Genomic DNA, 25,358 nt, shown 5'->3' with positions numbered 1-25,358 from the left:
TGGCCTGCTTCCCGATGCTCGTCGTCAGCTCAATCGCGCGCATACGAGTTCCCGTGCACCTTGCGCTTGTTGAAGCCGAGACGCAAAAGCAGATTGATCACCTGCAGCCGCTCGACGAGTTCCGTCAAATGAGGCGACTTGTCGGCCGCGACATTTGCGCGATACACGAGCACGATGATCTCGATGCATTCGAGATTGATCTTCTCCCCGATCGAGCGCTTGAAGTTCCGCTGCATATTCGTGACCACATCAGTCACGACGTCCAGGAGGTCTTCTGCAGCGCGATATATCGGCAGTTGGGTATGCAAGGCCACGGTGGTTTAGATCGTTAAATTACTGAAGGAATGAATCTGCGGACGGCGCGGGCGCGGAACTCGTAGTCCTGGTTGAAGTAGTACTGGTTGCCGTAGAGGAAGTACTGATACCAGGCCCAGCCGGAATTGCGATGGTGGACCTCGTTGCTCCAGTAGAGGTCCTGCTTAAACTGCTCGCGGAAATTGGCCCAAAGCATGGCCTGCTCGATGCGGCTCGGCAGATCTCCGCCGATGCTCTTTGCCCACTCCATCTGCGCCTTCCAGCTCGCGCCGTTGTTGTCGCCCGGCAGCAGAATGACGTGGTGGCCAGAGCCGTCTTTGTCGCCGACGGCGCCGACGTAGACCTCACCCTCGGCAAGGGGAGGAAGATGAAGCTGTTGCATGGCTCTACCTCAATGAATGAATGGATTAATTTTTGAATCTGCGGACGGCGCGGGCGCGGAACTCGTTGCCCTGGTCGTAGTAGTCCTGGATGCCGTAGTCGAAGTACTGATACCAGGCCCAGCCGGAGTAGCCGGGATCATCGTCCGGAGTGTTCGACCAGTAGGCGGTCTTCTGGAACTGGTCGCGGTGCTTTTCATATGCGATCACGAGCTCCGCGCGCGTGGGCAAATCGCCGCCGACGCTCTTGGCCCATTCCATTTGTGCTTGCCACGCGGCGTCATCGTTATCGCCCGGCAGAAGGACGGTGTGCTCGATATCGCCGTTTGCATCGACGAAGCCGCAGAGGTAGATCTCGCCGGCGGCAAGCTCGGGAATCTGGATTTGTTGCATGACATCTCCGGTTGTGGAAAAAGGCCGACTCGCGCCGGCACATTCAGTAGCGACGCGACGTGCAGTCGATGCGGACCTCTCCGCGCTCGCCTTCGGTCACGTCCTCGATATAGTGCTCATCGGTTCGCGGTGCGTCGTCGTCCCAATCACCATCAACTGCAACTGCGACCACGTAATGAGCGGGGTAACGCTCCAGCTCGCGCATGAGCTCAGCGACAGTCATGCTGCCCTCCATATTGTTGGCTTGTAGGCAACCCACGTAATGAGCTCGGCGCCAGTCGTCTTGCTCAGCTTCGGCGCCCCTTTCTTGTCGCGGGCCACGCCACGACACTTGATCGCGAACGCGTCGTAATGCCCCGTCTTGCGCGCCAGTTCGATCCATTCTTCGCAGAATTGCGGAGCATCGAGCGCCGGCGAGACTTGGACCGGCGTCATCTTTGCGTATATCACCTGGGCGGCCTCCTCGACCTTCTGGCGCCACTCTTCCTCGGAATAGGGTCGACGAGTGATAGGGTCGACGGTATCGACGCGCTTTGCGGCGCGCTCTCGCGCAACGGGAAGCGACAAGGCAAAGACACAAAATGCGCTCATGACCTACTCCGTATCGTTTGCGGCGCGGGACTTCGCGTCGCGGTGCACTGGCGTTTTCACGCATTCACGCGCTGCGCGCACCTTCGCGCCCAGTTCAAGCGCGCGCCGCACCGCAGGATTGCTGATCGCATCGACCGCTGAGCCTCGACACCTCTGAAGGCGGAATTCGCGGGCGATCTGCTCGGGCGAAACATGTGGCAGCGTTTCCACGTCACTTCCTCCGGGTGCGCTCGATCAGCAGGGCGACCGAGACGCCCGCAGCTGCTGCGGCGACGATTGCCCCGATGAGGAGAACGAAGGTTTCGATGCTGACCATGGGTGAGGATTTCCGGGATCACACGCAGCGAACGACGCTGCAACGATCAATGCGCGCGTCAATGCGATCGAGCAACGAATCGACTGCGCAGACTGCGAGCACGACGGCGATACCGATAAGCCAGGAGCGGATATACGCGTGCATGGTCAGATCTCCCGATCCGAATCGATGAACATGGCGGCGCTGGCCGCGGGCATGACCGACACTTCGAGGCGTGCGCGCTCGAGCAGATCAACCTCGTTGCCGAAGTCGTCGACGAGCGTGTGGAAGAGCCAGTACGGCGCCTGGCTGAAGTAATGACTGGCTTTCATCACCAGGCCCCCAGGAGACGACAGGCGAGTTCCATGAGGAACGGCGAGGCAGCGAGGAACGCGAAGCAGAGCAGGGGACGCTTCGTGGTGCGGCGCGCGTACTGTTCGAGCTGGGCGTCGGTCATACGCGGCGCGAAGTGCGCGACCTCGTCGAGCGTGCGGGATTCAGCGGTGAATTTGAATGTCGCGGATTTCTGGCTAGCAGCCTTCGCTGCCGCAATGCGCGTATTAGGTGTGATGAGCCACGGCTGTGACATTGGTCGCCTCGCAGATCAGGAGGCGCGGAAGGTGTGCGCCTCGCGTCACCGGACTGATGACGTGAGGCAAGTATCGGCTATCCGATATATCGTGTCAATCGGTTAGCCGATATTTTTATCGGGATACAGATTAACGGGAGATCTGGAGATCGTATTGCTGATTATTGTCGGTCAGGCAGATCCCCGTACCTGATTGAGTCCAGCCGCTAGCCGTAAAGATGCATCGCAGGTTATGACCATCGGCCGCGTGCGCGAGAATATTGCCGTTTCCGCTGGCGCTGACGCTATATGCGGAGCCTGTTGCTGTCTGGCCGCCGGCGAACGCATTGCCAAAGGTGAAACTGCCGCCCTGAACGAAGGCATAGCGTCCGGTATAGGTTTCGCCTTCGAGATTGATCGTCACGGACTTATCGAACTGCTTCGCGGTGCCATGTGCCATCGGTCCAGCCCCGCGAGGCATGAGATCTAGGTCGTATGTGGCGCATCCAGCGAGCAAACAAAATATAAGCGCTGCCCCGGATTTCTTCATTTATTTCTCCTGTATTTTCTTCGATGTTCGGTCATTGTGCCGATTACATGGAGCTGCATTTCATCGCTACGGAGGATTGGGTAGTCTTCGTTTAGAGGTACAAGCTCAAAGATTTCATTCCCGTCCTGATTTAATCCTCGCACGCGATACTTTTTGAACGTCGCTTCATCTTTAGTGTTGCGCGCTGCCACGAAATCACCTGGCTTCGGCACCACCTCAGGATCGATTCTTACGCGATCTCCCTCTTTGAAGTCAGGAAGCATCGAATCGCCCTTGATTTCGAGGAAGAACGCCCAGCGCGACGCATCATTGTCGCCGTATTCCACTGCAAATCCATCATCAGCTTTGTAAGGCACCAGCAATTCTGTGAGCTGGCCAGCCTGGATATGCGAGATGACGGGATACCGTCGTACCCCACCGTTTATCGCTTCGGCATTCTCAAACTGAGCGATCTCCACCGACACCATGCCGGGGTGCCCCGCGCCATCGGCAAGCCAGCCCGCATTCACCGTGTAAAGGCGTGCCAAGGCCGGTGTCCATGTTGATGATTCGTATTTGTCGTTTTCGAGTTCTGACAAAAGCGATTGAGGAATGCCGATGCGTTGATGGACAACGGATTGCGAGAGCTTCTTTTCCTTGCGAGCCCAGCGCAGTCGGTCGCCAAACGTTCTGATGATCGTAGCCATATCGGCATTCTGATATTTTTCCAATCGGCAATCCGATTGACTTGTTATCGGCATGCCGATATCCTCCTGTCTATGAACTGGAAACTTCTGTTAGCCCAGCTTGCTGAGCAGGGCGTTACCCAAGTGCAAATCGCAGCCGAGATAGGCGTGCGTCAATCGACTGTTTCCGGCTTAGCTTCGGGGGCGCAATCAAGCCTCCGATGGGAAGTTGGAGAGCGTTTGATTGCACTCCACGCTCGTCTGTGCTCGGCAGCTGCTGCTGGCGGCGCGAACTACGCAGCTGACGTTTCTGGTTCTGCCGAGTCGAGCGTGCACGAGATCGATGAAGACGGTGCGCCAGCGCCACAGTCGGAAAGCAGTACTGACGACGTGCAACCGCCTGCTGGTGCCGAAGCGCATCGCGACACATGAAGAAAGGTGTGGGGTTTTCATGCCTGCAACGTGCTGTGGTCTCGATGCCCCCACTGTAGTTTTGCCGGCATGCATTCGCATTCCCGGCGTTTTGAACGGATGAGAATACGAATGAACGGACCGTTTATTTCGGGGTCGCGCAAGCCGAGTCTTGAGCATGCCCTGCGCGATGCAATTCGCGACTCGGAGCGCCAGAATTTGATTCTTGAAGCAACGGGCTGGGATCGCTCAATGCTTTCCAAGATCACTTCCGGCCAGGCCGGTATCACTATCGACAAGCTTGACGCCGTCTTGGGCGTCCTCGGTCATTCTCTCGTCACTCGCCGCTATCTCGATGCAATCACCACGCTCTGCGAAGTTGGTGCGTCCTGCGAATGCGCCCGTCAGGGCCTTGGCAACTGTGGCCGTTGACGGGGGTAACTTGAATATCGTCGATCGAATCATTGCGCGCGCGAAGCGCACACCTTATTTCCACCTCACCGGCTACATGGAGCGCTTCTGGCTGTTCCGCGACGCCGCAGGCCCGGGCGAAGAGCATCACCAACGCATCGCCGCCCGCGCGCACCACATTCTGCGCTCGGACGATGACCGTCACTTCCATGATCATCCGTGGCCGTCGATCTCGATCGTGCTGCGCGGCGGCTACTGGGAGGTGATGCCCACGAAGCAGGATCAGCACGCATCGCTCGACTTCTGCTGCTGGCGGCGCGTCTGGCGCGGCCCGGGCGCCATCGTGATCCGCCGCGCGCATCACCGCCATCGTCTCGAAATCCCCGTAGGCAAAACCGCCTGGTCGCTGTTCATCATGGGCCGCTACACGAAGAAGTGGGGCTTCTACACGCCGCAGGGCTTCGTGTACTGGCGCGACTACCTCGGCATTCCGGAGGGCAACGGCGCATGAGCCTTTACCACGAAAACTTCGTCTGGCCGCTCGACATGCCCGGCTTGAAAAAGCTGGTGCTGTGCTACGTCGCGCGCGAGGCGCGCCTGAAGTCGAGCGAGGTGTCGCTGACGATCCGCGAGATTGCATTCCGCTGCGGCATGAGCGACAGCGCCGTGCGCACGTACCTGAAGGAACTGGAGCAGGCCAGCCTGCTGACGCGCCTGCCGGGCCCGGGCAAGACGGTTGTCTACCGCGTGAATCTCGGGGAGGCCGCATGTTCGGCGTAGTCATTTGCGGTGCGATCTTCGACACGATCGGCGATTTGATGTTCGGCACGAACGCGAAGCCGCACGCCGAGCACGACGAGCAACCCACCTCGCCGGCACCGACGAAATGCCTGTCGTGCGGCGCGGAGAAGGACGAGCGCGGCAATCTGCCGTGCGGCCATTAGCGAGTCATGGCCGAAAGCGACGAATCGGGCCGCCGGGGGACCGGACACCGCAAGGTGTACGTGGCGGGCCTGTACGAGGGATTCCGTATCGCCAACGAGAGAGAGATGACACCACGAAAGTTCAAATTGACCCTGGACAGCCAGAGCGCCGTTGCGCGCAAGGTGTTCGACTGCGTGCCGATCGCCGACAAGTGGACTGTCCACAAGATCATCGGCGAGCTGACGCGCACGAGCAGCGCGCGCGTCGACGTGAAGACGGCTGAAGGCATCCTGAACGGGCTGACCGACTGCGGGCTGGTTAAAGAGGTCGAGCGCGGCCTTTTCCAGCGCGTCACGCCGCGCGAGACGCTGTCGCTGCACGGCGACGCCACCGACGGCGCACCGAGCCAGCCTGAAGCCGATACGCCCGCTCCCGATCAGCCCGCGCCTGCGCCGGTCGCCGGTATCGAGCGTCTGGGCGATCTCGCCACGCAGCTGCGCACGATGGCCGTGGGCCTGATGGCGACGGCTGACGACCTCGACGCGCTCGCTCTGGGCTACGAGGAGCGTATTGAGGCGGTTGAAGCGCGCTACGCCAAGGTCCGCGAGTTCGCGGCGCTCGTGCGCAATCTCTGAGGCCACGCATGAAGCCCTGGACGTGGCGTCACGCCATCATCAACTCGTCATTGCGCGCTACGACGCGCCACGTGCTGCTCACGCTCTCCTGCCACGTCAATGATGCTGGCGAGCCCGCATACCCGTCTACGGCCCTTCTGGCGGTCGAGACGGGCCTGTCTGAGCGCGCGGTAATCACGCACCTGCACGAAGCCGCTGCGGCTGGCTGGCTGATCGTGCGCAAGCATGGTTACGGCGGCCAGAAGTGGGCGCGCAACCAGTACTACCCGCGTGTCCCGGTTGGATTCGAAATTGTCGAGCATGACGACCTAGGCACTGAATCTGGTTCAGTGCCCTCGAAAAAGGGCGGCAAGAAAAAGGCGCTGAAGGACGTTCAGCAGCCTGTGGATAACTCAACCCAAGAAGGCACTGAAGCACGTTCAGCGCCTGAGCAAAAGGCACTGAACGTCGTTCCAGAAGGCACTGAAGGACGTTCAGTGGAGGCACTGAACCACGTTCAGTCTAATACTGCAGTAAACCCTGCAGTTAACACTGCAGCAGCAGCAACGCGCGAGGCCGCCGAAAAAACCGCTGCTGCTGCTGCTCAAAAAATAAGCAGCGATGAAAAAGCGGACGCCGTCGATGCGTTGACGCCGGAAGCAAAATTGCTGGCGGTGCTGGCCATGTTCCCGTCGAGCTGCGCGATTGATCCGCAAGCCGACCGCGTGCATCTGCTGACGTGGGTTGGCAAGGGCGTGACGCCGGCACAGCTGGCTGACGCCGTGGACCGCGCCTTGGTGCGCCGCAAGTCGGCAGGCGACGATCGCCCGGTCTACGCCAAATTCCTCGACCGCTTCGTCTGCGACGTGCTGGCGGGCATCGCTGACGCGGCTGCGCCGGTCTCCAGCGGGCCGGTGGCGCAGTGGTGGCTCAGCGACTCGGGAATCGGCGCGCAGGGCCGTAGCGTGCGGGTAGAGCGTCGCGGTCCGCATGAGCCGACTGCGGACTACCTGATCCGCGTTGCAAAGGCGTCTGGCCGTGGCCCGTGGATCGACTATGTGCTGCATCGCGAGCGCTGCCATAGCCGCTTCCCTGAGGTCGTTGCGTTCATTGGCGACGAACTCCTTCCCGTGGACTTCTACGCATCATGAGCAAGAACACGCTGCGCTTCGCTGAAAGCGCCATCGTCGGCGGTCGCCTCGGTACCGCGCGCATTCGCGGCGAGATCGCGAGCGCTGCCGCGCACCTCGAATCGCCCGCGCTGCCGCCGCTCGCACCGGAACTGGCTTCGATGGTCGGCGACGCGCGCGCCGTGCATCGCCAATTGGGGCGCATGGGCGGCGGAAAAATGAACAAGTCCGAAGCGGCCTACGCGCAATACCTCGAAGCGCTCAAGAGCGTCGGCAAGGTGCTCTGGTTCCGCTTCGAGGGCATCAAGCTGCGTTTGGCCGACAACACGTTCTACACGCCAGACTTCGCGGTGATCGTCGCCAGCGGCGCGCTCGAACTGCACGAGTTCAAGGGCTTCATGGAGGAAGACGCCAACGTGAAGCTGAAGGCCGCCGCCGCGCAATACCCGTTTGCGTTCCGCCTGGTGCGCAAGGCGAAGGGTGGCGGCTTTGACGTGCGGGAGGTCTGATGGGCGGACGACGCTGGAGCCCAGAGGAAAAGGCCGTGCTCAAGGCGATCGCGGGCGAACGCCTCACGCTGATCTCGCAGATGCATCGGTTGCCGGGGCGGACATGGGAGGGTGCGAAGAATCAGGCAGCAAAGCTGGATATCAGCCTGTCCGAGGCGATGAAGTGGACGCCGCGAGAGCGCAAGCTGCTCGCGCAGATCTATCGGAGCAAGGAGTCGATCAAGCAGGGTGTGCGCCGCCTGCTCCCGCATCGCAACTATGTCGAGGCGAAGGGCGAAGCGCAGCGCATCGGCCTATCGGGCAAAAAAATGCGGCGCGGCCGGGAAGGCTATTCGTGGGTATGGGAAGCGATTGAGCGCGCTCTGGCGGATGGCCAGAGCATGACGTGCGCGCAGCTCATGGTCGCGACCGGCGCTTCGCGCAATTCGATCGACAAGCTGCTCGCGCGCTATCACGGCAAAAAGGTTCGCGTCGGCGACTGGGCTCGCTCGGGCCGCTGCGGAAACCTCAGTGCGAAGTGGGAGCTGGGTGTCGGTCCGGATGCACTGAAGCCGCCGCGCAAAACCGCGAGCATCGCGTGCCGCGAATACCGCGAGCGTCAAGCGGTGCGAGCGGGCCGCGTCGATCCATTCGCGTCGCTTGTCAGGCAGGTGTCGGCATGAGCCAGCGAGCGAACAAGCGCGAGAGCGCACACATGGGCCGCGTCGCTGCGATGGAGTGCATCTGCTGCTACCTGCTCGGCCGGAAGCAGGAGAGCAAGACCAGCGTCCATCACGTGCGCGTTGGCCACGGCGGCGCGCAGCGTGCCGGCCACTTTTGCACCGTTCCGCTTTGCGAGGACGACTGTCACCAGGGGCGCAACGGCGTGCACGGCGATCAGCACTACCTGCACATCCTGAAGATGACGCAAATCGACCTGCTCAACGCCACGCTCGAGCGGCTTTATGGAGATCAGCGATGAAGCTCGTTCTCACTGTTGAGGTGCCGAGCATCGTCGCCGTCGAGCTTGGTCGATATCGCCGAGTGACCTACGTGCCTGGAGATTGCGAGCTTAATTCGCGCGTTCGCGCGGTGCGGCGCATCGTGCGCGCCGATGGGACGCTCGAATCCGAGCGCGTCGAGGTGGAGGTTTTTGTGCCGGAGGAGCGGCGCCGCGCTGTCGAAGCGCCGCGCAGCGCTTGGATCACGCCGGAGTATCTCCGTTGCAAGGCGCTCGTCTCGAAGAACCGGAAGTCGCTGGCGGCGTTTCTCGACAGCGGCGATCGCGAACTGACGCTGGCGGAGGAATCTTGAGCGCGCACATGTGCATTCAGTGGGGCGATATCCCGCAGGCACTGATCGATTCGAGCCGTCAGCGCATCGATGAGGCCCAGAAGCTGCAGCTCATCGCGCTCGACGGTTGCCCGTTTTCGGGCGAACTCACGCGGCTTGCTGGCGGCCGTCTCCAGCTCGATTTTCCATTCCCGCGCAATCCCGCGCTGCGCGAGCAGCTGATCGAGTGGGCATTGCATTGGGGCATCTCATTCACTGTTGTCGTTTGACCTTTCGCCGGCGCGTTCCGGCTCACCCTGCAGTTCAACCTGAGGAAGCATCGTGATTAAACCTACCCGCGGCCGTGTCGTGCTTTTCACGCCATCGAAGGATGACCAGGTGCCGCACGGCGGCGAAGCGATCGCCGCAATCATCGCGCACGTGCATTCGGACAGCCTCGTGAACCTCACCGTGTTCGATGCCTTCGGCCGCGTGCACGCCCGGCCGAGCATCCAGCTGCTTGGCGACGATGCCGCTATTCGCCCGAAGGAGGGGCCGTACGCCGAATGGATGCCTTACCAGAAGGGGCAGGCGGCGAAGACGGAAGCTGCAGAAGGAAGGCTCGCGGCGTATACGTCGCTCGCATCGCAGCATGTTCCGCATCAGCAGCGTGTTATCGATGAGAAGACCGAGCTCGACGAGAAGCTCACGAAGCTCAGCGCTTTCGTCGGCACGCCGATCTTTAGCGGCCTCGCCGAAGAGGAGCGCGAGCGTCTGGCGGCACAAGCGCGTGCGATGGGAGAGTACTCCCGCATTCTCGGCGACCGTATCGCCGCTTTCGCATAACCCGTGGCCTGAGGACTAGGGGCAACGTCGCGGGCTAGCCTCTCCGAGGCTAGTTCGCACCTCGCAATAAAGCAACCGCTTCACATTAATCGGAGAGCAACGTGAGCGAAGAGCAACAAAACCATCAAAGCCTCGGCAGCGAGATCGCTGAAGGATTCCGCACCCTTGAACAGAAGATCGAGCATGCGCTCGGTCTCGACGGCGCACCCAGCAGCACTGAACTGGCGACGGGAAACGCTGTTGGTGGTGCCTTGTTGGGGCAGCAATCTCAGGACGCGACGTCTGCGCCCGTTGTGCCGGTCTCGAGCGCAGCTGATCAGGGAAACGGTGCACCCGCTGTCGAGCCTGCGCAAGTTATCGCGGCAGCTGCTGCGGGTGATTCGGGAAACGCGGGCGCGGCGTCCGATGGGTCGAATGCATCGGTGCCGTCGCTTGCATCTGCGAATCCGAATTCAACTGCGACGGTCGAGAGCACTGCTGGCTCCGCAGGTGAGCAGGGAAACGTGAGCGCTGCCCCGGATGCGGCGGCTTCGACACAAGAGAATGCGACGGTCAGCCCGGATGCCTCGCAGAACCAGATCTCACCGTCTATCAATACGGCCGCACCTACTGGTGAATCCCCAAACGTCGATGCGTCGGCTGCGGCCGCGTTCTCCGAAAACGCCTCGGCATCGTCTGCACTGCCTGCCTCGCAAGGCGACGACACGCTGGAAGCCAGCGTTTCCGTCGTCCCGAGTAGCACCATTCGCGGTCATGTGCACGCGATCAAGGGGCTGCTGCTCGGCTTCGAAGCGAGCACCGTCGCAAAGATCCACGCCGAGCTCGAAGCGATCGAGCGCGCGATCTGATGGACGCGCGCGCTGTGCGCGAGCAGGCGGAAGCCGAAGTTCGCCGTGAGGAGTTTCGTCGCGCTGTGGATGCCGAGAAGCTTCGGCTTCTGCAGCGCAAACCCTGGTGGCATTCGCTGCTGCCTTTCAAGATCACCATTACGAGGAGATGAATATGAATAACGTCACCGATATCAACGCAGAAGGGCGAGAGCTTTCGGTTCGTGAGCAAGCTGAACTGGAAGTGCGCCAGGAAAATGCCCGCAAGGGCAAGGATGCGCTGAAGGTGAAGTTGCGCGCGCTGGCCGCCGCGGAGAACGTGGTGGCCAACCTGAAGCGCGAGATCGACGACCTTGAGGCGAGCATCGCCGATGGCTCGTTCTGACCCTCGCGTTCTTTCGCTGCCCCACCGCGTGCATTTCTGCGGTTGGGTGGCGACATTGCCAGCCCTGCAGCAGGCCGGTTGGGAGTTATCGGCTGAGCAGGATTTCATGGATATGGGCGTGCGCATTGCGATGCGTCACAGCGATCTGCGTATGCGGGGTTTCACTAATTCGGTGGCCGTTGATTTTTTCGCGCGGACTCACTATGGCGCGGGTGGCCTTGATCGCCCGCTCGATTTCAGCATCGTTCATATGGCGAGCGACTTGCACGTGGTCGTCCATGACAACTTCGCTAGCTTTTCGCCTATCGATGCGATGCCGCAGTTTTCATCGGTTGAGCGAAAGTGCATTGATGACTTTGGCATTTTCGCTACGCCGCTCGCGCGCACCGAGGAAATCATCGTCGACCCGCACGATGTGATGGCTCTGCTCGAACGCATCAAGGATCTGCAGCGGCCCGAGCAGGCGGCCATTCGCGAGCGCAATCGCGGTCGCGAGCGGCGCGCTGATGATCCTCGCCAGCGCACAGCATTTCACGCTCAGATTCTCAGTTTGGCTGCATAACCCCGGGGGATAAATGGACCGCATCGACGAACTGCTGCTCGACTGGTACGAATGGAGCCAGGGCTACAACCCGGGCACCGACTACCAGGCATTCGACAGCACGTGCGCGCACTTTCGCAGTAGCCGCCAATGGCTTGAGCACGACGATATCGATGCCGAGATCGAATGGTCGCGCAAGAAGTCCGTGGGCAAGGTGATTGAGCCGATGATCCAGAAGCTCGATCTGCGCGCGCGCGTCGCGGTGAATACGGCGATGCGTAATTTTTCGGCGGGCGCGTCGGTATGGTCGAGCGTGCGCGTCGATGCCGTCGATGTGGAGTATTTGCGCGCGAAGCGTGTTCTCTGTCCAATGTTGGTCGCTGTGGGCTTGCTCGATAAAAAAGCTTGCCAGTCCGTATTGGTTGTGGCAGATTAGCGTCCAGTTGGGCAAGTTGCGCCCAGAGAAAAGCCCCGCACGGTGAGAGCCGCGCGGGGCTTTTTTATTTCCGTGTCTCCTCTCGGTGCCTCTCTCTCCCGGCATCGATTCCGCCCCAGCCCGTCCCCCGGCGCGCTGGGGCTTTTTCTTTTCTGGAGCTTGCATGCCGCTGCTGAAGTCGATGGCTGGCAAGAATGTCGCCAAAAACATCAAGACCGAGCTGGCCGCAGGCAAGCCCCAAAAGCAGGCCGTCGCTATTGCGCTGAACGTGCAGCGCGAGGCGAAGCGCAAGGAAGCCCGCAAATGATCCAGCCGACCGAAGATCGCATCGTGGTGCTGCCCGATGAGCTGCGTGATGACGTGACGAGCGCCGGCCTTGTCGTCAAGGTGAAAACCGATATCGAAAGCGCGCGCCACCTCGGCAACACCGGCACCATCGTGGCCGTCGGCCCGGGCAAGCGTTCGCGCAGCGGCGCGCGCATTCCGCTCGTCGTCGAGGCGGGCCAGCGCATCGTCTTCGGTGAATTTCAGCACCGCGAGCATCACGAAGACGGCAAGCGCTATCTGATCATGCAGGAAGCCGACGTCTGCGGGGTGCTGGAATGCCAGTGACCACGAAGGCATTCCGCGAAGCGGCGCTTCCCGCCGTTCGCGATACCCGCCATATGGCTCGCAAGGTTCTTGCGCTGAGCTATCGCGTGCCGCTCTTTGTCCGTTTCGGCGATCGAGGCTTCACCTACTCGATCAGCGGCTGGTACGGAGCCGTCTGACATGGGCCGCAAGTCCGCTCTCACCCCTGAGCAGTGGGCACAGATCGAGCGCCGTCACCTCGTCGACGGCGAATCGCTCAACTCTTTGGCCGCCGAATTCGGCGTCAACGAATCCTCCCTTCGGCGCAAGATAAAGCCGAATAAAGCCGAATTGCCGAACGGTGCAAAACCCTTACAGGCATTGGCTCAGGAGAAAGTTGAAGCCGATTTGGCCTCGCGCCGAATTGCCGAACAAATCGCCGAATTGCCGATGTCTCGCCAGACCATCGTCAACGACCTGGCGCAGAAGCTGACCGCGATCAGCGGCCACCTCGCATCAGCAGCTGAATACGGCGCTGCCACCGCGCATCGTTTGTCCGGCATCGCGCATGCCGAGGTGGCGAAGATCGACGACACCGACCCGATGAGCAAGCAGAGCGTCATGGCGCTAGCGGGCATTTCGGCGTTGACGAAGATGGCGAACGAGTCGAGCGAGATCGCACGCGACCTGTTGCGCGCCAACAAGGACCAGATTGAGCGCTTGAATGCGGGCGACCGCGGCAAGATCAGTTCGATCACGCGTCGCATCGTGGATGCCAAGGCATGACGGAACTCACGATCGAGACGCCGCGGGTGTTCCTCCCGATGCTGGAGCCTGCCCGCTACAAGGGCGTGCATGGCGGCCGGGGCAGCGGCAAGTCGCATTTCTTCGGCGAGGCGCTGATCGAGCGCTCGGTGATGGAGAAAACCGACATCGTCTGTGTGCGTGAGAACCAGAAGTCGCTCGACCAGTCGGTGAAAAAGCTGTTGGAGTCGAAGATCGAGAGCCTGAACGCTGGCTTTTACTTCGATGTGCAGGACGCCAAGATCAAGAGTTCGCTGGGCGGCTTGGTCATTTTCCAGGGCATGCAGAACCACACGGCGGAATCGATCAAGTCGCTTGAAGGCTTCGATATCGCATGGGTAGAAGAGGCGCAGACGCTGAGCCAGAAGTCGCTCGACATGCTGCGCCCGACGATCCGCAAGCCGAACAGTGAACTGTGGTTCTCGTGGAACCCGCGCTACAGCACCGACCCCGTCGACGTGCTTCTGCGCGGTGGCAATCCACCGCCGAACGCGACGGTCGTCGAGGCGAATTACAGCGACAACCCGTGGTTTCCGGACGTTTTGCGCCTGGAGATGGAGTACGACCGCAGCCGTGACCCGGACAAATACACGCACATCTGGCTAGGCCAGTACCAGCAGAACAGCGAGGCGCGCGTGTTCCGCAACTGGCGCGTCGAAGAGTTCGAGCGCCCGGCGGGCACGATCTTCCGCCTTGGTGCTGACTGGGGCTTCTCTATCGATCCGAGCGTGCTGGTGCGCTGCTCGATCGAGGGCAACGCGCTCTACGTCGACTACGAGGCCTATCAGGTCGGCTGCGAGATCGTGAACCTGCCCGAGCTGTTCATGGCCGTGCCTGACGCCGAGAAGTGGCCCATCACCGCAGATTCGGCGCGGCCCGAGACGATCAGCCACATGCGCAACAACGGCTTCCCGAAGATCAGCCCTGCAGTGAAGGGCGCGAAGAGTCTGGAGGAAGGCGTTGAGTTCCTGAAGAGCTTCGAAATCATCGTGCACCCGCGCTGCAAGCACACGATCGACGAGCTTTCGCTCTATCGCTACAAGACCGATCCGCTCACGGATCAGGTTCTCCCCATTCTGCAAGACAAGGACAATCACGTGATCGATGCGCTTCGCTATGCGTGCGAGGGTGCGCGCCGCACCGTCAAGCGCGTCGTGGCCGCCCAGAAGGTGCAGCCCGTGATGCCTGCCTTTCCTGGTAGCTGGATGGGCTGACCATGGCGAAATCACGAAGCGGTAGCATCCCGGCAGTTGTGCGGGAGGCCCAGGAGTGCCTGAAAACGGCGATCGAGGCCGAGACGCAGAACCGCGCCGAGGGCATCAAGGATCTGAAATTCGGTGCTGGTGAGCAGTGGCCTGAGATGATCCAGACGTCGCGCGAACTCGAACACCGCCCATGTCTGGTCGTCAACAAGACTGACAGCTTCGTGCGCCAGACCGTCAACAACATGCGTGAGCAGCGCCCGCGCATTCAGGTGCACGCTGTGGCGAGCGGCGCGGACAAGCAGAAGGCCGATGTGATCGCCGGCCTGATGCGCCATATCCAGACCAACAGCAATGCCGACGTGGCCTACGACACCGCGTCGGACTTCCAGGTGCGTATCGGTTGGGGATATTGGCGCATTGCGGCGCGCTACACCGCGCCCGACAGTTTCGACCAGGAACTGTATATCGACCGCGTGCGCAACCCGTTCACGGTCTATTTTGACCCGGCCAGCAGCCAGCCCGATGGATCGGACGCGAACTGGTGCGTCATCACCGATCTGATGAGCCGCGAGAAATTCCAGCGCAAGTGGCCGAAGGCAAAGCTGGTGGATCTGCGCGCGGTCGGCGCGGGCGACGAGCTGCACCAGTGGGCGACGAAGGACGAGATCCGCGTCGCTGAATACTGGAAGGTTGAGCACGTGCCCGACACGTTGCTGCTGTTTTCGAACGGCGACAAGCGCTATCGCAGCGAGGTCAAGCAGGAAGACCTCGACGCCGCTGCCGCGAACGGCCTGCGCGTCGTTAAAGAGCGCGACACCGTGCGCCGCGCGGTGAAGTGGTACAAGCTGACCGCGCTCGAAGTGCTCGAGGAACGCGAATGGCCTGGCAAGTGGATTCCGGTGGTGCCGGTGTATGGCGCTGAATACGAGCTCGACGGCAAGGTTGTGCGTTACGGCATGATCCGCATGCTTCAGGACCCGCAGCGCATGTACAACTTCTGGCGCACCGCCGAGGCTGAACTCGTTGCACTCGCACCGAAGGCCCCTTGGCTGGTTGCGGAAGGCCAGATTGAAGGGCAGGAGAACGTCTGGAACTCGGCGAACAACCGATCGTTTGCGTATCTTTCATACAAGCCGCAATCGCTTGACGGGCATCAGGTTCCCCCGCCGATTCGCCAGCAGCCGCAGCAACTGCCGTCGGCGCAGGTAAATGCCGCGATGGGCGCGAGCGAGGACATGAAGGCCGTGGCCGGCATGTTCGATCCGGCGCTCGGCGCGGAAGGGCAGGAAACCTCTGGCGTGATGGTGCAGCGACGCCAGGCGCAGTCTGACAAGTCGAATTTCCACTTCTACGACAACCTGTGCCGCTCGATCCGCCACACGGGCCACATCCTCCTCGACCTGATCCCGCATTACTACGACGTCGAGCGCACTATTCGCATCATCGGCGAGGACGGCGTCCCCGATAGCGTCACCATCAACCAGAAGCAGATGGACCCGCTCACTGGCGCGATTCAGGAAGTGCTGAACGACGTGACCGTGGGCGAATACGACGTCGTTATCGACACCGGTCCGGGCTATCAGACGAAGCGCGAGGAAGCTGCCGATCATATGCTGCAGCTGCTCGGCACGCCGCTCGGCCAGAAGGTGTCGATGATCGCCGACGACGTGATCCTGCGCCAGTTCGATTGGCCTGGTGCCGACCTGATCGCCGATCGCCTCGCTGCCGCCAACCCGATCGCGCAGGCTGAGCAGAATCTTCCCGAAAACATCCCTGACGAAGTGAGGGCTGTGATCGCCCAGCTTCAGGCCCAACTGAAACAATCCGGCGCGCTCGTACAGCAGCTGCAGACGGACCTCAAATACAAGCTGTCGGTCGAGCAGATGCGCCAGCAGGGCGATGCCCAGCGCACGTCGATGCAGGACAGCACGAAGCGTCACGATATCGAGAGCCGCGATCAGACGGCGCTCGAGCTCGAAGAGATCAAAGGCCATGTTGCCATTCTTCTGGCGCACATGAACGATCGTCGCGAGATCGCCGCGGTGGAAGCTGCCGCGAAGAACGACGCCACGCACTAAATCCGCATCACCGTTTCATTCGCCCGCCCGGCTACCCAGATGCCGCGCGGGCGTTTTCATATCTGGGTCTCGTGGAGCTATCCATGTCCGAAACACGCACTGTTGTCACCTCCGAAAACCTGATGCAGCACATCACTGGCGCGCAACCGGCGACCGAGGCAAAGACCGAAACCGCGGTCGAGTCGAAGGAAGCTGAAGCGGTAACCGCAGCCGGTGAGTCGTCGCAACAGCCGAAGAAGGTTTCGATCGTCAAGGAACTTGTTGAAACCCGTCACGAGCGCAATGCGCTGCGTGGCGAAGTCAGTGCAGCCCGTGGCGAAACCGATGCGGCGAATGCCCGCGTCGCACAGCTGGAATCGGAACTCTCTGAGATCCGCGCCAGCATGGCCGCCGCGCAGGCCCAGCCTGCACCCAAGGAACTCGATCCGAAGCCGCAGCGCGCCCAGTTTGTGTCCGATGAGGACTACCAGGAAGCGCTCACCGACTGGAAGGTTGACCAGAAGCTTGCGGAGCAGCAACAGGCAGAACAGCAGGCGCGCGCCGAGGCCGCCCAGCAGCAGCTGGCCGACAACTGGCAGAAGCGTCTCGCGGCAGCAAAGACCGAAATCCCTGATTACGACGACGTCGTTGGCAAGTCGGAAATCGACCTGCCGAACCATCTATATGTGGCGATCGTCGAGAGTGATATCGGCCCGCGCTTGGCGTATTACTTCGCGCAGAACCCGGACGAGGCGTTGTTGCTGAAGGGTATGAGCCCGACGGCCGCGCTGCGCACGCTCGGCAAGCTCGAGGATCGTCTGGCCGCCGAGAAGAAGCCCGCAGCCACGAAGACCGAGCCTGCTGCGAAGAAGAAGGAACCCGAAGTATCGAAGGCGCCCGCGCCGATCGAGCCGCTGAAGGATGCGTCGACGCCGGTCGAGAAACCGACCAGCCAGATGACGTATCAGGAATACAAGGCCCACCGACAGGCCCAGCAGGCATCGAAGCGACGCTGACGCTCAATTCAATCCGTGAAACCCGCTCAGGCGGGTTTTTGCATTTCTGGAGCCTGAAATGAGCAACACCTTGCTTACCATCAGCGACATCACGAACGAAGCGCTGATGGTGCTGGAAAACGAACTGACCTTCACCGACAAGGTCAATCGCGAGTACGACGACAAATTCGCCATCCCGGGCGCGAAGATCGGTTACACGGTCAACGTTCGCCGTCCGGCGCGCTTCAAGGGCACTGTCGGCCCGGCGCTGAACGTCGAAGACTTCGTCGAAGGCAGCGTGCCGGTCACGCTCACCACGCAGTTCCACGTCGACACGCAGTTCTCGACGGCGGATCTGCTGCTCTCGATGGACGATTTCAAGCGTCGTCTCATCAAGCCCGCCGTCGCGGCGATCGCCAACAAGATCGACTTCGACGGCACGACGTTCGCCTATCAGAACACGGCTAACGCCGTGGGCACGCCGGGCACGAAGCCGAACAGCCTGGCCACGTTCCTGAACGCTGGCGCGATTCTCGACTCCGAAGGTGTGCCGCGCGACGGCGAGCGCAACATCGTGCTCGATCCGTTCACGATGGCCGCTTCGGTGGGTGGCTTCTCGAACCTGTTCAACCCGCAGGCGCAGATTGGCGAGCAATACAAGAAGGGGCTCATCGGTCGCGAGACCGCTGGCTTCGACTGGTATCAGGACCAGAACGTCGTGGCCTACACGGTGGGCGCGCAGGGTGGCACGCCGGTGTTCTCGACGTCCGGCACGAGCTCGGCGTTGATCACGAGCGGCTGGCAGGACAACGGCACGCTCTATACGACGGGATGGACGGCATCGACCAACGTGCTGAATGTTGGCGACGTGATCCAGATCGCAGGCGTGTATGCGGTGAACCCGCAGAACCGTTCGGCATGGGGCACGCCGACGCTGCGCCAGTTCGTCGTGCGCCCGGCTGTCGGGACGCCGTCGAATGGCACGTTCACCCCGATCGTGAACAGCTACGGCCAGGTCGTCGGCGGTTCGTACACGTCGGATGGCTCGGGCATTCTGCAGCTCACTATCGCGCCGGCAATCATCAGCGGCGGCCAGTTCCAGAACGTGACTGCTGCTCCGGCGAATAACGCCGCGATCACGGTCTTCGGTGCTGCGAACACGGTGTCGCCGCAGTCGCTGGGCTTCCATCGCGATGCATTCACCATCGCCTCCGCCGACCTTGAACTGCCCGACGGCGTGCATTTCGCCGGCCGCGCGGCGGACAAGGAAACGGGTCTCTCGATCCGCGTGGTGCGCCAGTACACGATCAACAACGATGCCATCCCGACGCGTCTCGACGTGCTCTACGGCTGGGCGTCGCTGTATCGCGAACTGGCCTGCCGTATCGCCGGCTAACCCCGAATTGCCCCGCTCAGGCGGGGCTTTTCTCTTTCTAGGAGAAGGACATGTCCAGCACGAATCCGGGCCCGGCTATTACGAGCAACCCGGTGCCGCAGGAGCCGACCGGCAATATCCAGAAGGTCGCGATCCTGCAAACCATCAGCATCACGCCTGCATCCGTTGGCGCTGCCACGTCGGCGAAGCAGACCTTCAACAACTCCGGCCTCGGCCTCATCGCGGGCGACGTCTGCGAGGTGGTCAATGCGCCTGGTTCGTTCCAGGCAGGCCTCGTTGCCGAGCCGGCGGTATGCACGGTCACCGACCAGCTGCCGATCGTGTTCGTCAACGTGACGGCCGGTGCAATCACGCCGAATGCCGGGAACTACACCGTGCGCGTCACGCGTCCGCAGCCGAACGAGTCGATCCCGGCTGGTTCTGGCTACATGAACTCGTACTAACGCAATCCAGGGGCGCTTCGGCGCCCCGTTTTCGTTGAGGATCCGAAATGGAATTCCCGAAAATGCTGTACAAGGCCACCGCACCGATCGAGAGCGAGCACGCGCTGAAGGAAGCGCTGCATTCCGGCGTGGTGCAGACCGTTATCGTCAAATCCGCGCGCGAGCAAAACGCGGCGAAGGGCTTCACCGAAGATCTCGGTTCGCTGATCACGGAACCTGAAGCGAAGAGCGCCGGTAACGCCTGATGGCCACCGCTCTCGACATCATTCAGGGTGCGCTCAAGCGCATCAACGCCTATGCGGCCGGCGAGGTGCTGGATGATCAGGATGCGAATGACGCGTTGTGGGTGCTGAATGACCTGCTCGACAGCCTGTCGAATGAGCACCTTGCATGCTATCAGCGCGTCGAAAACATCCTCGAGCTGGTATCCGGCCAGAACATTTACACCATCGGCAATCCGGTGGGTGGCACGTTCCTCGGCACGACAGTGCAGGGTAGCGAAACGATCTCGGGCGTGACGGCCATGCCGTCGAATATCCAGATCGGCGGCACGCTGACGGGTGCGGGCATTGCCGTCGGCGCGACCGTAACGGCATTCAACGCAGCCGCATCGACTGTGACTATGTCGGCGCCCGCGACAGCGACGTTCGCGGTGCTCGCGCCGATCAAGTTCACGACGCCCGGCAATTTCGGCGTGCAGCGCCCGCTGCGCATCGTGAACGGTTTCACGCGCCTGACGACGAGCGGTATCTCGCAGGTCGACTACCCGCTGGAAATCATCTCGGTCGATCAGTGGTCGGCGATCGGGCTGAAGAACCAGCCGGGGCCGTGGCCGAAGGTCATTTACTACGACGCTGCTTTCCCGCTCGCGACGCTGTATATGTTCCCCACGCCGTCTCAGGCCGGTGAGCTTCATCTGTGGACCGATAACCTGTTCTCGGACCTGCTGACACTCAATACCGAAGTGAGCCTGCCGCAGGGCTATGTGCGATTCCTGAAGCTTGCGCTTGCGCTCGAGTTGGCGCCGGAATACGGCAAGCAGCCTTCGCAACTCGTCATGCAGCAATACGCGCAGGCGAAGGCGGCGGTGAAAGCGTTGAACATGCAGGCGCAGAGCACGGCGACGTATGACCGCGCGATCGCCGGGCGCGCGAAAGCAGATGCGGGCTGGATCCTCCATGGAGGCTTCCAGTAATGCCGCAATTCCCGTTCGTGGGCCAAGCGTATGAAGCGCCGATGCTGCTGCAGGATGCGGAAAAGTGCGTCAACTGGTACGTCGAGGTGTCGCAGAACGGCGATTCGAAGACGCCCAAGGCGCTGCTCGGCACGCCTGGGCTGCTCTCGCTGCTGACCGTAGGCACCGGCCCGATTCGCGGCTGCTGGGTGCTTCCCGGCGCGCAGACGGCGCTGGTTGTCTCCGGCAATGCCGTGTTCTGGCTGACGGCCAACATGACCGCATCTGGGCTTGCGACCGCCGTGCTTTCGGGCACGCAGATCGGCACGCTGCTCACGTCGACGGGGCCGGTGTGTATCCGCGATAACGGCGCGGGCGGCATCGCGGTGATCGTGGATGGCCCGAACGGCTATGTCGTGAACCTCACCGGCAAGACCGTCACGCAGATCACCGACGAGGCATGGCTGGGCTCTGACCGTGTTGCCTTCATCGACGGCTGGCTCGTGTTCAACCGCCCGGGCACGCAGACGTTTTACACGTCGCCGCTGTACTGGAATGGCACGACGGCGATGGATGCAACGTATTTCGCGCTGAAGGATTCGAGCACCGACGATCTCGTTACCCTGCACGAAAACATCCGCGAGTTGTGGCTGATTGGCGAGCGCACCACGGAAGTCTGGATCGACGCGGGCAATGCGACGTTCCCGTTCTCGCGTTTGCAAGGCGTGACGCCGCAACATGGCTGCGCGGCGAAGCAGAGCATCGCGCGCATCAGCGATACCGCGCACGGCGTCGATTCGCTGATCTGGCTCGGTCGTAACGAGCGTGGGCAGAACACCGTCAAGCGCACGGTCGGCTACCAGATCATCGATGTGTCGACGATCGCCGTGAACCACGCTATCGCCAGCTATCCGACGATCAGCGACGCGATTGCCTACACGTACCAGCAGGACAACCACGAATTTTATGTGCTCACGTTCCCGACTGCCGACGTGACATGGACATGGGACGTGACGACGAACATGTGGCACGAGCGCGCGAGCTATGACCCGGTCGCCGGTCTTTTCCATCGCCATATGTCGAATGCCTGCATGAACTTCGCGGGCATGACGATCGTTGGCGACTACCGCAGCGGCACGCTCTATCTGCTCTCGCGTCAGGTTTATTCGGACAACGGCGCGCCGCTCATCGGTTGGCGCCGCACGCCGCATGTCTGGGACCAGAGCAATCGCGAGCGCGTGTTTCATTCGCAACTGCAGGTCGAATTCACGCCCGGCGTAGGGCTTCAGACGGGACAGGGCAGCAATCCGCAGGCGGTGCTCAGCTGGTCGGATGACGGCGGCCAGACGTGGGGCAATGAGCACTGGCGTCCGGTCGGGCTTGTCGGCCAGACGCGCAATCGCTGCATCTGGCGCCGCATGGGGCAGGCGCGCGATCGCGTCTATGACCTGAAGTTTTCTGACCCGGTGCCGCGCGATATCGTCGGCGCGAGCCTGATCTACGTATGAGCGACGTCTATACCGACGCAAGCCTGCAGAATCAGGCTGTGCCGATCGTCGATTCCGCGGGCCGCGCGACGCGCCAGTTCTGGATGTTGATTGTCGCGCTGCTCAACCGTACGGGCGGCGATGGATCGCCGATCGATATCGGCACGCTCGAAAAGCAGGTGACTGCGCTCGAAGCGGTGTCGTATGTGCTCGCGACTGCTGCTACGAACCTGCCCAATGGGCTGCTTCTCACGCCCGGCAACGGCATGACCGTGACCGTCAACGAAGGCGAAATCATCATTGCCTTGCACGCGCCGGTTTCGGTGCCCAATGGCGGCACGGCGCTCACCACGATGCCCGATCACGAGGTGTTGATCGGCAACGGTGTGAATGCGCCGAACTTCACCGCGCCAGGCGCTGCTGGGCAGGCCCTCGTCAGCAATGGCACCACTGCTGATCCCACGTTCCAGTTGATCGTCAACGCGATTATGGCGGGCACTGGGATCAACGTGAGCGCGAATACGGGCAGCGTGACGATTTCGCTCGCCACGCCTGTTCCTGTGACCGAAGGGGGCACGGGTGTCTCGACGCTCAACCCGAGCGGCGTGCTGGTCGGTAATGGTGGCGGCCCGGTGGTTGCGCTCGCGACCGGGAGCGCTGGGCAGGTTTTGACGTCAGCCGGTGTCGGCGTGAATCCCTCCATGCAGCCGATTCCCAACCAGCCAGGAAGGCTGATCAATGTGCAGCGCCTCACGGCGACCACCACTTATACGAAGACTGCGGGCACTAACTCCCAGATCGTCGAACTGCAGGCCCCTGGTGGCAGCGGCGGCGGCGCATCTGGGACTGGCACTGCGCAGTCCGCAGCGGCGGCTGGCGGCGGTGCTGGTGCCTTCGCGCGCGTCTATTTCGCGACAGCAGTAACGGGTGTCACCGTGACGCTGCCGACTGGCCCATCTGGTGCGACGGCTGGCGGCAATAACGGCACCGCAGGCACGGCGGCCACATTCGGCGGTTACGTGAGCTGCCCGGGCGGGAATGCGGGCAGCGGCGGCGCGACCGCATCGACTGCCGCGATTACCGGCGCGAGTGGCCGCACGTCGCTTCCCACGGTTTCGACTGTAGGCGGCGTGACGCCCACGGCTATCAACCTTGTGCCAGGTTCTTCTGGTGGCGTCGGGCTGGTTGCGAGCCCGGGCGCGTATTCGATGGGTGGTCATGGCGGCCCGTCACCGATGTATCCCGCTCCCTTCCAGGACAAGGCTGGTTCAGGCGCAGGGGTTAACGCCGCGGTCTCTGGCGAGGGCGGCGGTGGCGGCAATCAGGCCGCCGCGAGCGGCGCGGCTGCAGCTGGCGGGAATGCTGGCGGCGCTGAATGCGTCGTTTATGAGTTTGCCTAAACATTTCGGAGTAACGATGCGCAATTTCCAGAAGATCGCTGAAGGCCTCCAGGTGCGGCCGCTGCTTAACGCGCTGTACCGCAAGGCTGACCTGTGGAAGGCAGACGATTTTCTTCGCAAGTTTCCGCAAGGGCCATTCGGCGAAACCGACACGATCTATCTGCGCTTTCAGGATCAGGTGAATGTCGACACCGAAGAGGAACTGGAGCTATACAAGCAGAACAAGCTCGCCGGTCACGATCTGCATGAATGCCCGTGGCGCGCCGAAGCCGACGCGCTGCCCGAGGCACGTCAGCACATCATGAGCCTGATGTCGGCGCTTGGCGCGACGCGTTTGGGCCGCTGCATGATCAACCGCATCAAACCGGGCGGCCGCATCTTCCCGCATGCGGATTCGAAATGGCACGCCGAGTATTGGGACCGCTATCACCTCGTGCTTCAGTCGGGGCCCGGAAACACCTTCCGCTGTGCTGATGAGCAGGTGTGGATGCGCGAGGGTGAAATCTGGTGGTTCCAGAATGCTCTGGAGCACGAAGTAATCAACAACAGCGATAACGATCGCATCCACCTCATCATGGACCTGAGGTTTTAATGATCACGTTCGCGATCGAGTCGTTCGAAGAGCGTTTACCCGAGTTGCGCACGCTGTTGCCCATGCACTACGAGGAGCTTGCGCTCGATCAGGAGCATGTCCCGCTTTCGCCGCAGTTCGACATCTATGTCAAGCGCGAACGCCTCGGTGAAGTGATGTTCGTAACGGTGCGCGAGCGCGGCGAGTTGATCGGATATTTCATCGGTTTCGTTGCGCCGGGTCTGCATTATTCGACGTGCCTGACCTGCATCATGGATATCTTCTACGTGCGCAAGGATCGCCGCACCGGATCGACTGGCGTGCGGCTTTTCCGCTTTGTCGAGCGCGAATTGCGCCGCCGCGGCGTGAAACGCTGGTTCATGGGTTCGAAGGTTCATGCCGATGCGAGTGCGCTGTTCGAGCGCATTGGCGCGCGGCGCGTCGAGGTCTACTACTCAAAATGGCTAGGAGATGGCGATGCTGATTGATTTCCGTCGCAAGACGCTCGGGTTTCACCCTTGCGTGGCCGCCGCCGTTCTCGGTGGCGCAGCCCTGACGGCTGGCGTCGGCGCATTGTCTTCGTCCAGCGCTGCGAACACGCAGGCCGACGCGGCGAACAACGCGACCGGCGCGCAGATGGCGATGTTCAACACGACGCAGCAAAACCTGCAGCCGTATATGAGCGCGGGGAGCAACGCGCTTTCTACGCTGAATGGCCAGCTGTCGACGCTAAACGCGCCGATCAACAATACGAACTGGCAGCAGTACATGTCGCCAGCGTATGACTTCCAGCTTCAACAGGGCGATCAGGCTATCCAGAACAGCGCAGCGGCCACAGACGGCGCGCTCTCCGGTGCCGCGCTGAAGGGGCTGATCAACTACAACCAGAACATGGCTGGTACCGCGTTCCAGAACGCGTTCAACGACTACCAGACGCAGAACTCCAACATCTATAGCCGTCTCTCGAACCTCGCGAATCTCGGCGAGAGCGCGGCGGCTGGCGTGGGGCAGGCAGCTACGACGACCGGTTCGAACGTCGCCAACACCATCACTGCAGCGGGCAATGCTCAGGCGGCCGGCACGGTTGGCACGGCGAACGCCGTCACTGGCGCGGTGAATAACGGCCTTGGTTACTACATGCTCAACAACCTCGCTGGTGCTGGTTCAACCGCAGATTACGGCGTCCCGGGTTGGACGCCGGCAGGGAGCTAAAT

General features: G+C 61.7%; 43 protein-coding genes. 34 read left to right on the top strand and 9 right to left on the bottom strand.

Annotation, left to right across the window (positions count from 1 at the left end):
• Nucleotides 1-29 precede the first annotated feature (29 nt).
• The 9 genes from C7411_RS12050 to C7411_RS12010 form a co-directional block, all read right to left on the bottom strand.
• Entirely contained in the window at nt 30-314 is a 285-nt protein-coding gene (locus C7411_RS12050) for a four helix bundle protein (protein ID WP_309147579.1), read from the bottom strand.
• A 14-nt stretch (nt 315-328) separates the two neighbouring features.
• On the bottom strand, nt 329-697 hold the full coding sequence (locus tag C7411_RS12045; protein ID WP_110384530.1) for an Lcl C-terminal domain-containing protein: 369 nt from the start codon (nt 695-697) through the stop codon (nt 329-331).
• A gap of 25 nt (nt 698-722) precedes the next feature.
• The gene (locus tag C7411_RS12040; protein WP_110384529.1) at nt 723-1,088 is read right to left on the bottom strand and encodes an Lcl C-terminal domain-containing protein; all 366 of its coding nucleotides are present in this window, start codon (nt 1,086-1,088) and stop codon (nt 723-725) included.
• Between the two features lie 43 nt (nt 1,089-1,131).
• Nucleotides 1,132-1,311, bottom strand: a complete 180-nt coding sequence (locus tag C7411_RS12035) for a hypothetical protein (protein ID WP_110384528.1) — start codon at nt 1,309-1,311, stop codon at nt 1,132-1,134.
• The gene (locus C7411_RS12030; protein WP_110384527.1) at nt 1,308-1,679 is read right to left on the bottom strand and encodes a hypothetical protein; all 372 of its coding nucleotides are present in this window, start codon (nt 1,677-1,679) and stop codon (nt 1,308-1,310) included. Before C7411_RS12030 ends, C7411_RS12035 begins: the two co-directional genes overlap by 4 nt.
• 462 nt (nt 1,680-2,141) lie before the next feature.
• A complete protein-coding gene (locus C7411_RS37450; protein ID WP_165822788.1) occupies nt 2,142-2,306 on the bottom strand; it encodes a hypothetical protein in 165 nt (54 codons plus the stop codon).
• Nucleotides 2,306-2,563 (bottom strand): hypothetical protein, encoded by a 258-nt coding sequence (locus tag C7411_RS12020; protein WP_110384525.1) that lies wholly within the window; start codon nt 2,561-2,563, stop codon nt 2,306-2,308. The genes C7411_RS37450 and C7411_RS12020 overlap by 1 nt, the downstream gene beginning before the upstream one ends.
• A gap of 130 nt (nt 2,564-2,693) precedes the next feature.
• Nucleotides 2,694-3,092 (bottom strand): hypothetical protein, encoded by a 399-nt coding sequence (locus C7411_RS12015; RefSeq protein ID WP_243413129.1) that lies wholly within the window; start codon nt 3,090-3,092, stop codon nt 2,694-2,696.
• Entirely contained in the window at nt 3,089-3,802 is a 714-nt protein-coding gene (locus C7411_RS12010) for a S24 family peptidase (protein ID WP_165822787.1), read from the bottom strand. The genes C7411_RS12015 and C7411_RS12010 overlap by 4 nt, the downstream gene beginning before the upstream one ends.
• A gap of 48 nt (nt 3,803-3,850) precedes the next feature.
• On the opposite strand from C7411_RS12010, the gene C7411_RS37015 reads away from it, so the two are divergent.
• The 34 genes from C7411_RS37015 to C7411_RS11860 all read left to right on the top strand — a co-directional run bounded on the left by C7411_RS37015 (nt 3,851) and on the right by C7411_RS11860 (nt 25,356).
• Nucleotides 3,851-4,189 carry a helix-turn-helix domain-containing protein gene (locus C7411_RS37015; RefSeq protein ID WP_133253647.1) on the top strand — a complete coding sequence of 113 codons (339 nt, stop codon included), beginning with the start codon at nt 3,851-3,853 and terminating at the stop codon, nt 4,187-4,189.
• A gap of 111 nt (nt 4,190-4,300) precedes the next feature.
• A complete protein-coding gene (locus C7411_RS12005; RefSeq protein ID WP_110384522.1) occupies nt 4,301-4,600 on the top strand; it encodes a helix-turn-helix domain-containing protein in 300 nt (99 codons plus the stop codon).
• Nucleotides 4,601-4,610: 10 nt separating this feature from the next.
• Nucleotides 4,611-5,090: a hypothetical protein gene (locus tag C7411_RS12000; protein ID WP_110384521.1), complete on the top strand. Its 480-nt coding sequence runs from the start codon at nt 4,611-4,613 to the stop codon at nt 5,088-5,090.
• A complete protein-coding gene (locus tag C7411_RS11995; RefSeq protein WP_110384520.1) occupies nt 5,087-5,359 on the top strand; it encodes a MarR family transcriptional regulator in 273 nt (90 codons plus the stop codon). Before C7411_RS12000 ends, C7411_RS11995 begins: the two co-directional genes overlap by 4 nt.
• Complete coding sequence (locus C7411_RS37445) at nt 5,347-5,523, top strand: hypothetical protein (protein ID WP_165822786.1); 177 nt, start codon at nt 5,347-5,349, stop codon at nt 5,521-5,523. Before C7411_RS11995 ends, C7411_RS37445 begins: the two co-directional genes overlap by 13 nt.
• A 6-nt stretch (nt 5,524-5,529) precedes the next feature.
• On the top strand, nt 5,530-6,138 hold the full coding sequence (locus tag C7411_RS11990; protein WP_110384519.1) for a hypothetical protein: 609 nt from the start codon (nt 5,530-5,532) through the stop codon (nt 6,136-6,138).
• An 8-nt stretch (nt 6,139-6,146) separates the two neighbouring features.
• Nucleotides 6,147-7,268 (top strand): helix-turn-helix domain-containing protein, encoded by a 1,122-nt coding sequence (locus C7411_RS37010; protein ID WP_133253646.1) that lies wholly within the window; start codon nt 6,147-6,149, stop codon nt 7,266-7,268.
• Nucleotides 7,265-7,756, top strand: coding sequence for a DUF1064 domain-containing protein (locus tag C7411_RS11975; RefSeq protein ID WP_243413128.1), 492 nt, complete (start codon nt 7,265-7,267; stop codon nt 7,754-7,756). Before C7411_RS37010 ends, C7411_RS11975 begins: the two co-directional genes overlap by 4 nt.
• On the top strand, nt 7,756-8,418 hold the full coding sequence (locus C7411_RS11970; protein ID WP_110384516.1) for a hypothetical protein: 663 nt from the start codon (nt 7,756-7,758) through the stop codon (nt 8,416-8,418). Before C7411_RS11975 ends, C7411_RS11970 begins: the two co-directional genes overlap by 1 nt.
• Nucleotides 8,415-8,717, top strand: a complete 303-nt coding sequence (locus tag C7411_RS11965; protein ID WP_165822785.1) for a Ref family recombination enhancement nuclease — start codon at nt 8,415-8,417, stop codon at nt 8,715-8,717. The genes C7411_RS11970 and C7411_RS11965 overlap by 4 nt, the downstream gene beginning before the upstream one ends.
• On the top strand, nt 8,714-9,049 hold the full coding sequence (locus C7411_RS11960) for a hypothetical protein (protein WP_110384515.1): 336 nt from the start codon (nt 8,714-8,716) through the stop codon (nt 9,047-9,049). The genes C7411_RS11965 and C7411_RS11960 overlap by 4 nt, the downstream gene beginning before the upstream one ends.
• A complete protein-coding gene (locus C7411_RS11955) occupies nt 9,046-9,297 on the top strand; it encodes a phage portal protein (RefSeq protein ID WP_133253645.1) in 252 nt (83 codons plus the stop codon). Before C7411_RS11960 ends, C7411_RS11955 begins: the two co-directional genes overlap by 4 nt.
• Nucleotides 9,298-9,349: 52 nt before the next feature.
• A complete protein-coding gene (locus C7411_RS11950; protein ID WP_133253644.1) occupies nt 9,350-9,853 on the top strand; it encodes a crAss001_48 related protein in 504 nt (167 codons plus the stop codon).
• Between the two features lie 101 nt (nt 9,854-9,954).
• On the top strand, nt 9,955-10,701 hold the full coding sequence (locus C7411_RS37005) for a hypothetical protein (protein WP_133253643.1): 747 nt from the start codon (nt 9,955-9,957) through the stop codon (nt 10,699-10,701).
• Nucleotides 10,701-10,853 carry a hypothetical protein gene (locus tag C7411_RS37440; protein WP_165822784.1) on the top strand — a complete coding sequence of 51 codons (153 nt, stop codon included), beginning with the start codon at nt 10,701-10,703 and terminating at the stop codon, nt 10,851-10,853. The genes C7411_RS37005 and C7411_RS37440 overlap by 1 nt, the downstream gene beginning before the upstream one ends.
• Nucleotides 10,854-10,855: 2 nt before the next feature.
• Complete coding sequence (locus tag C7411_RS11940) at nt 10,856-11,065, top strand: hypothetical protein (protein ID WP_110384511.1); 210 nt, start codon at nt 10,856-10,858, stop codon at nt 11,063-11,065.
• A complete protein-coding gene (locus tag C7411_RS11935; RefSeq protein ID WP_133253642.1) occupies nt 11,052-11,627 on the top strand; it encodes a hypothetical protein in 576 nt (191 codons plus the stop codon). Before C7411_RS11940 ends, C7411_RS11935 begins: the two co-directional genes overlap by 14 nt.
• A 13-nt stretch (nt 11,628-11,640) precedes the next feature.
• A complete protein-coding gene (locus C7411_RS11930; RefSeq protein ID WP_110384509.1) occupies nt 11,641-12,042 on the top strand; it encodes a hypothetical protein in 402 nt (133 codons plus the stop codon).
• Nucleotides 12,043-12,205: 163 nt separating this feature from the next.
• Entirely contained in the window at nt 12,206-12,349 is a 144-nt protein-coding gene (locus C7411_RS37435; RefSeq protein ID WP_165822783.1) for a hypothetical protein, read from the top strand.
• Nucleotides 12,346-12,654, top strand: coding sequence for a co-chaperone GroES (locus C7411_RS11925; protein ID WP_110384508.1), 309 nt, complete (start codon nt 12,346-12,348; stop codon nt 12,652-12,654). The genes C7411_RS37435 and C7411_RS11925 overlap by 4 nt, the downstream gene beginning before the upstream one ends.
• The gene (locus C7411_RS37430; protein WP_165822782.1) at nt 12,651-12,812 is read left to right on the top strand and encodes a hypothetical protein; all 162 of its coding nucleotides are present in this window, start codon (nt 12,651-12,653) and stop codon (nt 12,810-12,812) included. Before C7411_RS11925 ends, C7411_RS37430 begins: the two co-directional genes overlap by 4 nt.
• A gap of 1 nt (nt 12,813) precedes the next feature.
• On the top strand, nt 12,814-13,398 hold the full coding sequence (locus C7411_RS11920) for a helix-turn-helix domain-containing protein (protein WP_110384507.1): 585 nt from the start codon (nt 12,814-12,816) through the stop codon (nt 13,396-13,398).
• Nucleotides 13,395-14,630 carry a PBSX family phage terminase large subunit gene (locus C7411_RS11915; RefSeq protein ID WP_110384506.1) on the top strand — a complete coding sequence of 412 codons (1,236 nt, stop codon included), beginning with the start codon at nt 13,395-13,397 and terminating at the stop codon, nt 14,628-14,630. The genes C7411_RS11920 and C7411_RS11915 overlap by 4 nt, the downstream gene beginning before the upstream one ends.
• Before the next feature lie 2 nt (nt 14,631-14,632).
• The gene (locus C7411_RS11910) at nt 14,633-16,699 is read left to right on the top strand and encodes a portal protein (protein ID WP_110384505.1); all 2,067 of its coding nucleotides are present in this window, start codon (nt 14,633-14,635) and stop codon (nt 16,697-16,699) included.
• 83 nt (nt 16,700-16,782) lie between these two features.
• Nucleotides 16,783-17,694 carry a hypothetical protein gene (locus tag C7411_RS11905; protein WP_110384504.1) on the top strand — a complete coding sequence of 304 codons (912 nt, stop codon included), beginning with the start codon at nt 16,783-16,785 and terminating at the stop codon, nt 17,692-17,694.
• A gap of 58 nt (nt 17,695-17,752) precedes the next feature.
• Nucleotides 17,753-19,069: a P22 phage major capsid protein family protein gene (locus C7411_RS11900; protein WP_110384503.1), complete on the top strand. Its 1,317-nt coding sequence runs from the start codon at nt 17,753-17,755 to the stop codon at nt 19,067-19,069.
• A gap of 50 nt (nt 19,070-19,119) precedes the next feature.
• The gene (locus C7411_RS11895; RefSeq protein ID WP_110384502.1) at nt 19,120-19,512 is read left to right on the top strand and encodes a hypothetical protein; all 393 of its coding nucleotides are present in this window, start codon (nt 19,120-19,122) and stop codon (nt 19,510-19,512) included.
• Nucleotides 19,513-19,559: 47 nt separating this feature from the next.
• Nucleotides 19,560-19,757, top strand: coding sequence for a hypothetical protein (locus C7411_RS11890; protein WP_116603285.1), 198 nt, complete (start codon nt 19,560-19,562; stop codon nt 19,755-19,757).
• Complete coding sequence (locus tag C7411_RS11885) at nt 19,757-20,707, top strand: phage adaptor protein (RefSeq protein ID WP_110384500.1); 951 nt, start codon at nt 19,757-19,759, stop codon at nt 20,705-20,707. Before C7411_RS11890 ends, C7411_RS11885 begins: the two co-directional genes overlap by 1 nt.
• Nucleotides 20,707-22,194, top strand: a complete 1,488-nt coding sequence (locus C7411_RS11880; RefSeq protein WP_110384499.1) for a hypothetical protein — start codon at nt 20,707-20,709, stop codon at nt 22,192-22,194. Before C7411_RS11885 ends, C7411_RS11880 begins: the two co-directional genes overlap by 1 nt.
• On the top strand, nt 22,191-23,573 hold the full coding sequence (locus tag C7411_RS11875) for a hypothetical protein (RefSeq protein ID WP_110384498.1): 1,383 nt from the start codon (nt 22,191-22,193) through the stop codon (nt 23,571-23,573). The genes C7411_RS11880 and C7411_RS11875 overlap by 4 nt, the downstream gene beginning before the upstream one ends.
• On the top strand, nt 23,533-24,165 hold the full coding sequence (locus C7411_RS11870; protein ID WP_243413127.1) for an aspartyl/asparaginyl beta-hydroxylase domain-containing protein: 633 nt from the start codon (nt 23,533-23,535) through the stop codon (nt 24,163-24,165). Before C7411_RS11875 ends, C7411_RS11870 begins: the two co-directional genes overlap by 41 nt.
• The gene (locus tag C7411_RS11865; RefSeq protein ID WP_110384496.1) at nt 24,165-24,632 is read left to right on the top strand and encodes a GNAT family N-acetyltransferase; all 468 of its coding nucleotides are present in this window, start codon (nt 24,165-24,167) and stop codon (nt 24,630-24,632) included. The genes C7411_RS11870 and C7411_RS11865 overlap by 1 nt, the downstream gene beginning before the upstream one ends.
• Complete coding sequence (locus C7411_RS11860) at nt 24,622-25,356, top strand: DNA transfer protein p32 (RefSeq protein WP_133253641.1); 735 nt, start codon at nt 24,622-24,624, stop codon at nt 25,354-25,356. Before C7411_RS11865 ends, C7411_RS11860 begins: the two co-directional genes overlap by 11 nt.
• The last annotated feature ends 2 nt before the right edge of the window (nt 25,357-25,358 follow it).

The sequence above is a fragment of the Paraburkholderia silvatlantica genome (assembly GCF_003096715.1).
Taxonomy (GTDB): Bacteria; Pseudomonadota; Gammaproteobacteria; order Burkholderiales; family Burkholderiaceae; genus Paraburkholderia; species Paraburkholderia silvatlantica.
Note: the sequence above shows the minus strand (reverse complement) of the source record. Positions and strands in the feature narration are given on the sequence as shown.